Origin of the sequence: Stenotrophomonas sp. AN71, from assembly GCF_050435725.1 — a bacterium.
GTDB lineage: Bacteria > Pseudomonadota > Gammaproteobacteria > Xanthomonadales > Xanthomonadaceae > Stenotrophomonas.
Map to the genome: position 1 here is coordinate 1 of NZ_JBNDKU010000013.1, position 13,263 is coordinate 13,263.

Sequence of the window (13,263 nt, forward strand, 5' to 3'; positions counted from 1 at the left end):
CGGTGTGGGTGGGCAGGACCGTTGGCGCCATGGATGGCGCCATCGAGCCCCCATGGATGGGTTTACGGCGTGTCCTGCCCACCCACACCGCCCCGCCCAATCACGGATACCCGCTTTTGACGTTGACGTTGCTCTGGCTTCGGCGGGCGCCGGGTGCAACCCGGCCAACAAAAAACCCCGCTTGCGCGGGGTTCCCTGTGTGCTGCGTGCAGCAGGCGCTTACGGGCGACGGGCCAGGGCCTCGACGTCCTTCGCCTTCGGCAGCAGATCCTGCTTGCTCACGCGCAGGAAGCCGATCGTCAGCATCGGCACCGCCACCAGGATCGAGGACAGCACCACGATCACCGCACCGATCATGTGCGTTTCGGCCAGGCCTTCCATCGAGCTGCCGCCGTACATGTACAGGGCCAGCGCCGACAGGAAGAACATCACCGCCGTGATCACCGTACGCGACAGCGTCTGGTTGATCGAACGGTTCAGCACTTCCATCGAGTCCACGCGCAGGCTGCGGAAGTTCTCGCGGACACGGTCGAACACCACGATGATGTCGTTGATCGCAAAACCCATCACCGACAGCAGGCCGGCCAGCACGGTCAGGTCGAACTCACGGCCCAGCAGGGACACGTAAGCCACCGTCACGATCAGGTCGAACATCGCCACGATGCTGGCGGTGACCGCGAACTTCCATTCGAAGCGCACCGCGATGTAGATCAGGAAGCCGGCCAGCATGAAGATGGTGGCGTACAGGCCGTTCATCGCCAGATCCTTGCCGATCTGCGGGCCGACGAACTCGTTGCGCAGTACGGTGGCCTGGTTGTCAGCCGTGGAAAGCGCCTTGACCACGGCAGCCGCGGTTGCCTTGTCCTCGTGCGCGGCATCGCCGGTGCCCGGGGCATGCTCGCCATGCGGGGCCAGGCGGATCAGCAGGTCGGTGTTGCCACCGACGCTCTGCACCTGGGCGCCTTCGAAGCCATTCTGCTCGAGCTTGGTGCGGACCTGCTCGACGTCCACCGCCTTGTCGAAGCGGGCTTCGATCAGGGTACCGCCGGTGAAGTCCAGTGCGTAGTTGAAGCCCTTGAAGCCGATGATGGCAATCGAGGCCAGGAACACCACGATCGTGACCACCATGGCGACATGACGCCACCGCATGAAGTCGATCTTGGTGTCGTTCGGGAGGATGTGCAGCGGAAACAGTTTCATGTGCGTGTCGTCCCGTCAGATGGCCACGTTCTGGAGCTTCTTGCGACGGCCGTAGATCAGCGTCGCCAGTGCACGCGACACGGTGATCGCAGTAAACATGGAGGCGAAAATACCGATGATCATGGTCAGCGCGAAGCCCTTCAGCGGACCGGTACCGAATGCGAACAGCGCCACGCCGACGATCAGGCCGGTCAGGTTGGCGTCGAGAATGGTGCCCGAAGCACGCTCGTAACCGGTCACGATCGCGGTCTTGCCGGGCACGCCGGCACGCAGCTCTTCACGGATACGCTCGTTGATCAGCACGTTGGCGTCCACCGACAGACCGACCGACAACGCCAGGCCGGCGAAGCCCGGCAGGGTCATGGTCGCGCCGAACAGCGACATCACCGCCACCACGATCAGCAGGTTGAACAGCATCGCCGCCGAGGTGATCACACCGAACATGCGGTAGTAGACGCTGAAGAACACCAGGGTGAACAGGAATGCGAACACGACCGCACGCATACCGTTCTTGACGTTCTCTGCGCCCAGGCTCGGGCCGACCACGCGTTCTTCGACGAAGTCCATCGGCGCGGCCAGCGAGCCGGACTTCAGCAGCTTGGCCAGATCCTCGGCTTCCTTCTTCTGCAGGCCGGTGGTCTGGAAGTTCTTGCCGAACACGCCGTTGATGTTGGCCACCGAGATCACTTCCTCATTGACCTTGAAGCCACGCACTTCCTGCCCGTCCACCATGGTCACGGTCGGCACGCGCTCGGTGTACACCACCGCCATCGGCTTGTTCACGTTGGCGCTGGTGAAATCGAACATGCGCTGGCCGCCGACGTTGTTCAGCGTCACGCTGACCGCCGGGGAGCCGCTGTTGGAGTCGGTCACCGCCTGTGCGCCCACCATCTGGTCACCGGTGACGATCACACGCTTGTTCAGCAGGATCGGACCGCCGCCTTCACGACGCTGGTAGACCTTCGCTTCCGGCGGAATGCGGCCGGAATTGATGGCGTCCTGCGCGTTGCCTTCAACCACCGCGCGGTACTCCAGGGTGGCGGTGGCGCCGATCATGCGCTTGGCTTCGGCAGTGTCCTGCACGCCCGGCAGCTGCACGACCACGCGGTCGGCGCCCTGGCGCTGGATGATCGGCTCGGCCACGCCGAGCTGGTTCACGCGGTTGCGCAGGGTGTTGATGTTCTGCTCGATGGCGCCATTGGAGATCTGGGCGATCTCCGTATCCGGCACAGTCACCGTGATGCGGTTGCCGCTGACGTCGTAGCCGAGGGTCGGCTGCGCCTTGACCAGGGCGGTACGGGCACGCTGCGCGGCGTCATCGCCGGCGGACGGGCTCAGATTGGCCACGATGCTGTTGTCAGCGCGGCGTTCCACCGACTGGTAGGCGATGCGCGCGTCACGCAGCGTGCTGCGCACATCTTCGGTGTAGGCATCCAGACGCTTGTCCAGGGCGGCCTTCTGGTCGACCTGCAGCACGAAGTGCACACCACCCTGCAGGTCCAGACCCAGCACCATCGGGCGGCCGCCAAGCCTGGACAGCCAATCCGGCACGGTCGAGGCCAGGTTCAGGGCCACGGTGTACTTCTCGCCGACGGTGTCACGCAGGGCGTCGCTGGCAGCGGACTGCGCCTTCAGGTCCGGCAGGCGGACGATCAGGCTGTCCCCTTCCTTCTCGGCACCGACGGTGGCAACACCGGCCTGCTTCAGGTCGGCCAGCACACGGTCGCGCAGCGCATCGTCGATCTGTCCGCCACGGTTGGCGGTGATCTGGATGGCCGGGTCCTTCTGGTAGATGTTGGGCAGCGCGTACAGCGCGCTGAGCGCCAGTACGATCAGGATGACGACGTACTTCCAGCGTGGAAATTCGAGCATTGCTTGGGTCCCGCGCGGCGCCATCCCCGGCGCCGCGGTTGTGCATCGGAAAGGGAGTGGCTTACTTGGCCGAATCCAGGGTGCCGGTCGGCAGCACGCTGCCAACAGCGCCCTTCTGCACGCGGATGCGCACGTTGTCGGCCACTTCGATGGTGACGAAGTTGTCGCCGATGTCGGTGACCTTGCCGGCGATGCCGCCGTTGGTCAGCACTTCGTCGCCACGCTTGATCTTCTCCAGCATGGACTTGTGCTCCTTCTGCCGCTTCATCTGCGGGCGGATCATCAGGAAGTACATGATGGCGATCAGGATGACCGGGAACAGCAGCGTGGTCAGGCCCATGCCCTGCGGTTGGCCGCCGGCGGCCTGGGCGTGGGCGGCGGGAATCAGGAAGGCAAGCAGGTTCATCATTGGTCCTTTGGTTGGGCGGCGCTCCGGCCCTTTCACGGGCACGGCGTGTCGACCGCGGATCTGGGTCAGCCTTGAAGTATGCCACGGCCCCGGGCGTTCGTCCTTGGGCCGTTTGGCAGGGGGCGTTCGGGTTACAGGGGCGGCGCGACCGCCCCGCGTGCCGCGTAGAAGGACTCACGGAAGGCCAGGAAGGTTCCCGCTTCGATCGCCGCACGGATGTCGGCCATCAGTTTTTCGTAATAGAAGAGGTTGTGCTGGGTGCCCAGCATCGGCGCCAGCATCTCGTTGCAGCGGTCCAGATGGCGCAGGTACGAGCGGGTATAGCCGCCGGCACAGGCCACGCAGCCACAGCCCGGCTCGATCGGATCCATGTCCCGCGCGTACTGCGAATTGCGGATGCGGACGGTACCGAACGAGGTGAAATAGTGGCCGTTACGCGCATTCCGGGTCGGCATCACGCAGTCGAACATGTCCACGCCGCGGGCAACGCCCTCGACCAGGTCCTCCGGCCGGCCCACGCCCATCAGGTAGCGCGGCCGGTCGGCAGGCAGTTCGGGGTCCAGATGGTCGAGCATGGCGTTGCGTTCGTCTTCCGGCTCGCCCACGGCCAGGCCGCCGATGGCATAGCCGTCGAAGCCGATCGCCTGCAGGGCCTCGGCCGAGCGGCTGCGCAGGTCGGTGTGCACGCCGCCCTGGACGATGCCGAACAGGGCCGCGTCGTTGCCCAGCTCGTCATGCGCGTTGCGGCTGCGCTGGGCCCAGCGCAGGCTCAGCTCCATCGAACGGCGGGCGACATCCTCGGTGGCCGGGTACGGGGTGCACTCGTCGAAGATCATCACCACGTCCGAATCGAGCACCTTCTGGATCTCCATGCTCTCCTCGGGGCCGAGGAACACCCGGGCACCGTCGGTCGGCGAGGCGAAGGTCACGCCCTGCTCGGTGATCTTGCGGCGGTGCGCCAGCGAAAACACCTGGAAACCGCCGGAGTCGGTCAGGATCGGGCCGTCCCAGCGGCAGAAGCCGTGCAGGCCACCGTGGTCGGCGATGATGTCCAGGCCCGGGCGCAGGTACAGATGGAAGGTGTTGCCGAGAATGATCTCGGCGCCCAGCGCACGCACCTGGTCCGGCAGGATGCCCTTGACCGAGCCATAGGTTCCCACCGGCATGAAGGCCGGCGTTTCCACCGTGCCACGCGGGAAGGTCAGGCGGCCACGACGGGCACGGCCGTCACGGGTCTTGAGCTGGAACTGCAATCGGGACATGGAGCGGTCGTTCAGGCAAATAGTCGCCCATTGTCTCCCAAAACCCGGCCCACCGGCCATTCAGGCCTGAACAGCCCGGGTGGCGAGGGCAACACGCCTGCATGTCGCATCTGGCCCTGGCCATAGCGTGCTGCCACTCCAAGATGGACGGCATAAACGCTGGGGCTTCGCTTGGCCCGTATTCAAGGTCGCCATTTGATGGTCTCGGACGGCCAGTCCGTGCCGCTCAACGAATGCAACGTGGACTTGAGCTGAGCAGTCCTCTCCCCGGAACGCGCTCGCGGAAAGATTCATCCACGCATGGCGTGGATCTACTACAGCGCTGGAGCCAGTAGAGCCACGCCATGCGTGGCTTTACCTGGCCTCCAGGCACCTGCAAGTGCGCACCAACGGTGCGCACCCACCAACCCTACCCCGCTTGCGGGAACAGCAGCATCGCGTCGCCGTAGCTGAAGAAACGGTAGCGCTGCTGAATCGCGTGCCGATAGGCCTCGAACACGCGATCCTTGCCGGCGAACGCAGAGATCATCATCAGCAGCGTGCTTTCCGGCAGGTGGAAGTTGGTCACCATGGCGTCGACGCTGCGGATCCGGTAGCCGGGGGTGATGAAGATCTGTGTCTCGCCGGCGAACGGCAGCAGCTCGCCATCGCGCATCGCGCTTTCCAGCGCGCGCACCACGGTGGTACCGACGCCGATCACGCGGCCGCCGGCGGCACGCGTGCGCCGCACCTGCTGCACCAGCTCGGCACCGACGTTCAGCCACTCGCGGTGCATCACGTGGTCCTTCAGGTCATCGGCTCGCACCGGCTGGAAGGTGCCCGCGCCCACGTGCAGAGTGACGTGGCCGAACTCCACGCCCTTGTCCTTCAGCGCGGCCAGCAGCGATTCGTCGAAATGCAGGCCGGCGGTGGGGGCTGCCACTGCGCCCACTTCGCGCGCGAACACGGTCTGGTAGCGCTCGCGGTCGTCCACGCCCGGCTCGCGCTGGATGTACGGCGGCAGCGGCAGGCGACCGGCGTGCAGGAGCCACTGCTCCAGCGATTCGGGCACATGGAACTGCAGCACATAGAACTCGCCATCGCGGCCCAGCACTTCAGCTTCGCCACCGGCATCGAGCGCGATGCGGCTGCCGGCCTTGGGCGACTTGCTGGCGCCGACCTGCGCACGCGCCTGCTGGCCACCGAGCAGGCGCTCGATCAGGATCTCCACGCGGCCACCGCTGGCCTTCTGCCCGAACAGTCGCGCCGGGATCACCCGGGTATCGTTGAACACCAGCAGGTCGCCCGGCTGCAGCAGGGACGGCAGGTCGCGCACCTGCAGGTCGGTGAACGCCGCCGGCGCCTGCGGCACCAGCATCAGGCGGCTCGCGGAACGCTCGGCCAGGGGGGCCTGCGCGATCAGTTCAGCCGGCAGGTCGTAATGGAAATCGGACTTCTTCAAGGCAGTGGGCGGCAACAGGTCGACATTGGCGCGCATTGTACGGCCAGCGTCTGCGAGCCGGCGCACTTCGCTTCGAACGTCGCGCAAAATGCTGCTATGCAGCAGGCTTTTGCGGGGTTATCGCGCAAAAAAACAAGTGCTAGCATCGAGTCGGAAGTCCGCTGCACGAGCCTGCCCCCAAGCGCGCGTGATGACGCGCGTTTTGCTTTTGAAGGCCCGTGCGACCCATCGTTTCAGGAGATCTGCAATGAGCTTCATCGAACGCCTCGCCCCCCTGCGCAACCAGCCCGGCACCCGCCTGACCACCGGCCTGGACGACACCACTCTGGCCGCCCTGTCCGCCAAGCACCCGCAGCTGATCGCCGCGGTGGACGCTGCCGCCGAGGAATTCGCGCGCGTGCAGGCCGATCTGGGGCCGCTGCTGGCGCAGGACGAGCAGGCGCAGATCGATGCGATGCAGGATGGCTTCGTCAATTTCTATGCCGATGATGCGGTGACCCCGTATGTGGCACTGGCCGCGCGTGGCCCGTGGGTGGTCACCCTGAAGGGCGCGGTGCTGTACGACGCCGGCGGCTACGGCATGCTCGGCTTCGGCCACACCCCCGATGCGGTCATGGAGGCGATGTCGCGGCCGCAGGTGATGGCCAACATCATGACGCCCAGCCTGTCCCAGCAGCGCTTCATCAGTGCGCTGCGCGCGGAGATCGGCCACCGCCGTGGCGGCTGCCCGTTCACCCGCTTCATGTGCCTGAATTCCGGCTCCGAAGCGGTCGGCCTGGCTGCGCGCATCGCCGACGTCAATGCCAAGCTGCAGACCGACCCGGGCGCCCGCCATGCGGGTGCCGCGATCAAGCGCGTGGTGGTCAAGGGCAGCTTCCACGGCCGTACCGACCGACCGGCGTTGTATTCCGATTCCAGCCGCAAGACCTACCTGCAGCACCTGGCCAGCTACCGTGGTGAGGAGTCGGTGATCACCGTTGCTCCCTACGACGAGGCCGGCCTGCGCAAGGTCTTCGAGGACGCCGCACGCAACCAGTGGTTCATCGAGGCGGTATTCCTGGAACCGGTGATGGGTGAAGGCGACCCGGGCCGCTCGGTGCCGCCGGCGTTCTATGCACTGGCCCGCGAACTGACCCGTGCGCACGGCAGCCTGCTGCTGCTCGACTCGATCCAGGCCGGGCTGCGCGCGCATGGCGTGCTGTCGGTGGTCGACTACCCGGGCTTCGAAGGCCTGGACCCGCCGGACATGGAGACCTACTCCAAGGCGCTCAACGCGGCGCAGTTCCCGCTGTCGGTGCTGGCCGTGACCGACCATGCCGCGCAGCTGTACCGCAAGGGCATCTATGGCAACACCATGACCAGCAACCCGCGTGCACTGGACGTGGCCTGCGCCACCCTGGCCAAGCTGACCCCGCAGGTGCGCGCCAACATCACCGAACGCGGTGCCGAAGCGGTGCGCAAGCTGGAACAGCTCAAGGGCGAACTGGGCGGCCTGATCACCAAGGTGCAGGGCACCGGCCTGCTGTTCTCGTGCGAGCTGGCCCCGCAGTTCAAGTGCTACGGCGCCGGTTCCACCGAGGAATGGCTGCGCCAGCACGGCATCAACGTGATCCATGGCGGCGAGAACTCGCTGCGCTTCACTCCGCACTTCGGCATGGACAGCGACGAGCTGGACCTGCTGGTGGGCATGGTCGGCCGCGCCCTGCGTGAGGGCCCGCGCCGCGAGCAGGCCGCCGCCGCGTAACCCCCACCAACGCGTCATACTTCACCGACACCCCGCCCGCGACCGCTGACCCGGTTGCCGGCGGGGCGTTTTCGTTTCCGCATCAAGAGACAGGAACCCCCATGAAGTCCATCTGCGTCTACTGTGGCTCCAACGCTGGCAGCAAACCTGCCTACACCGAACGCGCCATCGCCCTGGGCGACCGCATCGCCCGTGACGGCCTGCGCCTGGTGTACGGCGGTGGCAACGTGGGACTGATGGGCACCGTCGCCAATGCCGCGCTCGCCGCAGGCGGCCAGGTCACCGGGGTGATCCCGCGCCAGCTGGCCGATTGGGAAGTGGCCCACCGCGGCCTGACCGAGCTGGAGATCGTCGGCTCGATGCACGAGCGCAAGTCGCGCATGTTCGATCTGGCCGATGGGTTCGTCACCCTGCCCGGCGGCTTCGGCACCATGGAAGAGATTTTCGAGATGCTGACCTGGCGCCAGCTGGGCATCGGCAACAAGCCCTGCGCCTTCCTCGATGTGGAAGGCTTCTATGCACCATTGATCGGCATGATCGATCGCATGGTGGAAGAGCGCTTCCTGCACCCGGACCAGCGCCAGGACCTGTGGTACGGCTCGGACATCGAAGAGATGCTGACCTGGATGAAGAACTACCAGCCGGCCCAGGCGTCGAAGTGGATCGACGAGAAGCGCCGCACGGCCCTGCGTTGAGCCCTCTGCGTGCGGCGGCTCAGGCCGCCGCGCCCACCCACGGCGCGGGCCGCCCCAACAGGTAGCCCTGGCCGTAGTCGCAGCCGAGTTCGCGCAGGGTCATCCGCTGCGCCTCGGTTTCGATACCCTCGCCGATGGTCTCGATACCCAGCGTGCGCGCCAGCGACAGCACGCCCTCGACCAGCGCGCGCGTGCTCTGCACTTCCGGCCCATGCAGGCCGGCGATGAAGCTCTGGTCGATCTTCAACGTGCTGATCGGGAAGCGGTGCAGGTAGGACAGCGCCGAGAAGCCGGTACCGAAATCGTCCAGCTGCACCTGGATGCCGCGCTCGCGCAGGCCCTGCAGGATGCGCAACGTATGCGGACCATCGTCCAGCAGCGCCACCTCGGTGATCTCCAGCCGCAGCCGGCACGGATCGGCGCCACAGGCGTCCAGCAGGCCGAACAGGCGATCGCTGAATCCGGCCGAACGGAAATGGCGCGGCGAGACATTCACCGATACATAGCCCTGCCCGCCTTCGGCCAGCCCCGCAATGACCTGTTCGTAGATCAGCCAGTCGACCTGCTCGATCAGGCCGCTTTCCTCACCCAGCTCCAGAAACGCGCCTGGCAACAACAGGCCACGGCGCTCGTGCTGCCAGCGCAGCAGCGCCTCGTGGCCCACCACCTCGCCATCGGACAGGCGCACGATCGGCTGATAGAACGGAATGAAATCACGGTTGTTGATCGCACGGCGCAGGTCGGCCTCCAGGTCGAGGCTGCGCATGGCCTGCTCGCGCATGTCCTCGTCGAAGATCGCACAACGGTCATGGCCCTGCGCCTTGGCCCGGTACATCGCGGCGTCGGCGTCGCGCAGCAGCTCCTCGCCGGTGCGGTAGCGCGGGTTCCACAGCGCGATGCCGAGGCTGCCGGACGGAAACAGCTCGCGCCCGGCGATCCACATCGATTCCTGCAGTGCCAGCAGCAACCGCTGGCCGAAATCCAAGGCCTGTGCCAGGCCCTGCGGGCATTGCAGCAGCACCGCGAATTCATCGCCGCCCAGCCGCGCCACCAGGTCGCCGGTACCTGCCATCGATACGATGCGCTTGGCCACCTCCACCAGCATGCGATCGCCGGCGGCGTGGCCGATGCTGTCATTGACCAGCTTGAAACGGTCCAGATCGAGGAACAGCACGGCAAACACCGGGCCGCCCTCGCGCTTGGCCAGCGCCAGCGCGTCCTGCAGGCGATCCAGCAGGTGCAGCCGGTTGGGCAGGCCAGTCAGCGCATCGTGCATGGCCTGGTGGGTCAAGCGTTGTTCGGCACGCAGGCGCTCGCCGATCTGGCCGAGCAGCTTCTCATTGACCTCGGCCAGCTCGCAGGTGCGTTCCTCCACCCGCTTTTCCAGTTCTGCGTGCGCCGAACGCAGCCGTTGCTGGTCACGCTGGCGGGCCAGGCCGGTGCCGATGTTCTGCGCAACGAAAGTCAGCAAGCGCTGGTCGTGCACGCTGAACGTGCTGTTCTCGCTGTAGCTCTGCACCACGATCGCGCCGACCACTTCGTCGTCACGCAGCAGCGGCACGCCCAGCCAGCAATGCGAGCGCGCACCGGATTCACGCACCTCGCCACTGGCCAGCAGCGCGTCGATCTGCCCACGCGACGCCAGCAAGGGCCGCCGGTTGCGCACCACGTACTCGGTCAGGCCTCGGCTGAACGGCCGCGGCGCGCGACTGGCATTGTGCTCATCCACCGAGTAAACAAAGTCCAGCCCATTGCCGGAGGCGTTCACCAGCGCGATGTAGAAATTGCGCGCGTCGAGCAGGCGTCCGACCACGCCGTGCACCTGCCCGTAGAACTGGGCCAGGCTGTCGGCCGACATCGCCATCTCGGCGATGTTGTACAGCGCGGTCTGCAGTTGCTCGGCACGCCGGCGTTCGGCAACTTCATCCTGCAGGCTGTGATTGGCACGCTGCAGTTCCAGCGTGCGCCGCTCCACCTGCTGCTCCAGCCGCACCTGTGCCTGGCGGCGGTCCATGGCGGTCTGCACGTGCTGGGCAACAAAACCCAGCAGGGCGCGCTCGGCCTCGCCATAGCGGGCGGCCCGTTCATAGCTCTGCACCACGATGGCGCCACATACGCGGCCATCGCGCAACATCGGTACCCCCAGCCAGTCCAGGCTTTCCGGGCCGCGCTGCGGGTCATGTTCCTGATCGACCACCCGCGCCAGCAGCTCACGCGAAGGGCCGCTGAGCGGCTTGCCGTGGCGTAGCAGCGCGACGGTCAGGCTGCGCGGCATTTCGCTGGCGTCATGGCTCAGCGACGGATCGGCGACGAAGTCGTCGACCTGGTCGGCGAAGTACAGGAAACGGATCTGGTCGCGCACATCGTCGTATTCGACGATGTAGCAGTTCTCCGCGTACATCAGCGTGCCCAGCACACCGTGCACATGGCGCAGCATTTCGGACATTTCCAGGTCGGCACCGGCCAGGTCGGCGATCTGGAACAATGCCTGCTGCAGTCGTTCGGCCTCTTCCAGCGCCTTGATCTGCCCAGCCTGCCGGCCACGCTGCAGGGCCAACTCCATCGCCTGCCGGGCCAGCCCCCACCACGCCGCCGACGGTGCCGCGCCTTCCACCGACAGCCGCAGGCGCGCGCCGTCGTGCTCCCACCCGTGGCAACCCTCGCCCGTGCCGGGAGGAATGGACGTGCCCCCAGCGGTTGCCGGCCAGCTGTCCTGCCCATGGCCCAGCTGCGGGTCGTCCCAGCCGACGCGGACCACGGCCAGATCCGGCAGCAGCGCATGCAATGCGCGCACCAGCGCCGTGCTCAGCACGGCCTCGTGTGGTGGCTCTTCCGCCGGTTCAACATGCGTGGACAAATGACAATCTCTTGGCGCCGTCTGTGCGTCGCCTCCCCTGAGCCGCCGAGCATAGCGCGCCACCCGGGGGGCAATGGAAGCCCGTAAACCCCGAATCGTGCGCCCGTACGTTTTTCCTGCTGTCCGTAGCCCCTTCCACACCATGAATCTCGCCCCGTCCGCCCGTGTCACCGGCTATGCGCCACCGTCTGCAGGCCTTACCCTGTACACCGTGGAAGCCAGCGCACTGCCAACTGATGAAGCCTTGATGCTGGCCTGGGCCGGCGGTGACCTGCGCGCGTTCGAAAGCCTGTATGCGCGCCATCGCAAGCGCCTGTTCGGCTTCCTGCTGCGGCAACTGCGCGACAACGCGCTGGCCGAGGAGATCTTCCAGGACGTCTGGCAGCGGGTGATCACCGCCCGCGCCGGCTGGCAGCCTGAAGCGGCATTCAGCACCTGGTTGTTCCGCATCGCCCACAACCGGCTGAACGACCATTGGCGCGCCGCTCGCCACCGCCCTGCCGCTCCGGCCGATGCGGACCTGCGGCTGGCCGCGATCGAGGATGGGCAGACCCCGGAAGCGGAGCTTTCCGAATTCGAACAACGTCGCCGCATCCAGCTGGCGATGGAACAACTGCCGCCCGAGCAGCGCGAAGTGCTGCAACTGCGGCTGGATCAGGAACTGAGCCTGGAGGAGATCGGCCAGATCACCGGCGTAGGCCGGGAAACCGTGAAATCGCGGCTGCGCTATGCGATGGACAAGCTGCGTGCGGGATTGAACGCATGAACCGAGACGAACCTCTGACGCCGGAAGAACGCGAGCTGGCGCGCCTGCTCGGCCGTCGCGCGGAACAGGCGCCGCCACCGGCGCTGGACGCGGCCATCCTGGCCGCGGCCCGTGCCGCCGTGGACGCGCCCGACGCCGTCGCGGCCAGCGCCGCCAACGCACCGCGCTCACCGCGTCCACGTCCGCGCTGGCCGGCCGTGTTCGGCATCGCCGCATCGATGGTGTTTGCCATCGGCATCGCCTGGCAGTTGCGCCCGGAACCACCGCCGGTCCCGGCGGGCGAGGCGCAGGTGGCAGCGGCTCCGGCAGCTGCCGATGTCGCGCCCACCGCGCAGACGGATGAGAGCAGTGCTGCAGACAGCGCCGCCGCAATTACAGCCCCAGCACCCGCCCCGGCAGCGCCGCAGGCCACGCCTGCTGCTGCGCCAGCCGCCGCCACGGCTTCGGCGCAGGCGCGCGCGTCCAAGCCTGCGCCGGCAGAAATCACCGACATTCCGGTACAGGCAGCACGAACGAGGACCGCAGAAGCGGTCGCCGACACATCCTTTGCCGCGCAGCCGCCGGCTCCCGCTCCAGCGGCGGCCCCCCCTGCTCCACCTGCACCGGTCGCCTACTCGGCACCTGAACCGGCATTTGCACCGGCGCCGGCAGGGGCGCTGAAAGCACGCACCGCTGCGGCACCGATCGCCAACGACGCCGAAGCCGAACGGGCACAGGTACTGGATCGGGTAGAAATCACTTCGATGAAGCGCGAAGCTCCCAGCCGTTCCGCGCCGGGCGTCATGCGCCGCGGCAACGACGCGGGGCTGAGCGCAGATGCGGTGCAGGCCGAAGTGGAGGCCGACGCCCGGCTTCCACGCCGGCAGTGGCTGCAGAAGATCCGCGAGCGCTGCGACAATGGCCAGCGCGATCTCGCCCGTGCCAGCCTGGAACGCTATGTGCAGCAGTATCCGGAAGCACGCCTGCCGCGCGACCTGCGTCCGCTGCTGGACGACTGAGGCGGACGGCAACCCGCGG

Annotated in this window: 10 protein-coding genes; 4 read left to right on the forward strand and 6 right to left on the reverse strand. The window is 66.9% G+C overall.

From position 1 onward, the window contains the following. Positions 1 to 219: 219 nt before the first annotated feature. From secF to queA, 5 genes are all read right to left on the reverse strand, one after another. Complete coding sequence (secF, locus tag ABH900_RS17380; protein WP_429624382.1) at positions 220 to 1,200, reverse strand: protein translocase subunit SecF; 981 nt, start codon at positions 1,198 to 1,200, stop codon at positions 220 to 222. A 15-nt stretch (positions 1,201 to 1,215) separates the two neighbouring features. Next, positions 1,216 to 3,072 carry a protein translocase subunit SecD gene (secD, locus tag ABH900_RS17385; protein WP_429624383.1) on the reverse strand — a complete coding sequence of 619 codons (1,857 nt, stop codon included), beginning with the start codon at positions 3,070 to 3,072 and terminating at the stop codon, positions 1,216 to 1,218. Positions 3,073 to 3,133: 61 nt separating this feature from the next. Beyond that, a complete protein-coding gene (yajC, locus tag ABH900_RS17390) occupies positions 3,134 to 3,478 on the reverse strand; it encodes a preprotein translocase subunit YajC (RefSeq protein WP_429624384.1) in 345 nt (114 codons plus the stop codon). Between the two features lie 134 nt (positions 3,479 to 3,612). Next, on the reverse strand, positions 3,613 to 4,743 hold the full coding sequence (gene tgt, locus ABH900_RS17395; protein ID WP_429624385.1) for a tRNA guanosine(34) transglycosylase Tgt: 1,131 nt from the start codon (positions 4,741 to 4,743) through the stop codon (positions 3,613 to 3,615). Positions 4,744 to 5,152: 409 nt separating this feature from the next. Further along, positions 5,153 to 6,220, reverse strand: a complete 1,068-nt coding sequence (gene queA, locus ABH900_RS17400) for a tRNA preQ1(34) S-adenosylmethionine ribosyltransferase-isomerase QueA (protein ID WP_429624386.1) — start codon at positions 6,218 to 6,220, stop codon at positions 5,153 to 5,155. Between the two features lie 211 nt (positions 6,221 to 6,431). On the opposite strand from queA, the gene ABH900_RS17405 reads away from it, so the two are divergent. Then, complete coding sequence (locus tag ABH900_RS17405) at positions 6,432 to 7,928, forward strand: aminotransferase class III-fold pyridoxal phosphate-dependent enzyme (protein WP_429624387.1); 1,497 nt, start codon at positions 6,432 to 6,434, stop codon at positions 7,926 to 7,928. A gap of 101 nt (positions 7,929 to 8,029) precedes the next feature. Continuing rightward, entirely contained in the window at positions 8,030 to 8,623 is a 594-nt protein-coding gene (locus ABH900_RS17410) for a TIGR00730 family Rossman fold protein (RefSeq protein WP_429624388.1), read from the forward strand. 19 nt (positions 8,624 to 8,642) lie between these two features. Here ABH900_RS17410 and ABH900_RS17415 read toward each other — a convergent pair whose 3' ends face one another. Then, complete coding sequence (locus ABH900_RS17415) at positions 8,643 to 11,480, reverse strand: bifunctional diguanylate cyclase/phosphodiesterase (RefSeq protein ID WP_429624389.1); 2,838 nt, start codon at positions 11,478 to 11,480, stop codon at positions 8,643 to 8,645. A gap of 247 nt (positions 11,481 to 11,727) precedes the next feature. Here ABH900_RS17415 and ABH900_RS17420 point away from each other — a divergent pair, with 247 nt between their 5' ends. After that, positions 11,728 to 12,246: an RNA polymerase sigma factor gene (locus ABH900_RS17420; RefSeq protein WP_429624502.1), complete on the forward strand. Its 519-nt coding sequence runs from the start codon at positions 11,728 to 11,730 to the stop codon at positions 12,244 to 12,246. Continuing rightward, the gene (locus ABH900_RS17425) at positions 12,243 to 13,244 is read left to right on the forward strand and encodes a hypothetical protein (RefSeq protein WP_429624390.1); all 1,002 of its coding nucleotides are present in this window, start codon (positions 12,243 to 12,245) and stop codon (positions 13,242 to 13,244) included. The genes ABH900_RS17420 and ABH900_RS17425 overlap by 4 nt, the downstream gene beginning before the upstream one ends. The last annotated feature ends 19 nt before the right edge of the window (positions 13,245 to 13,263 follow it).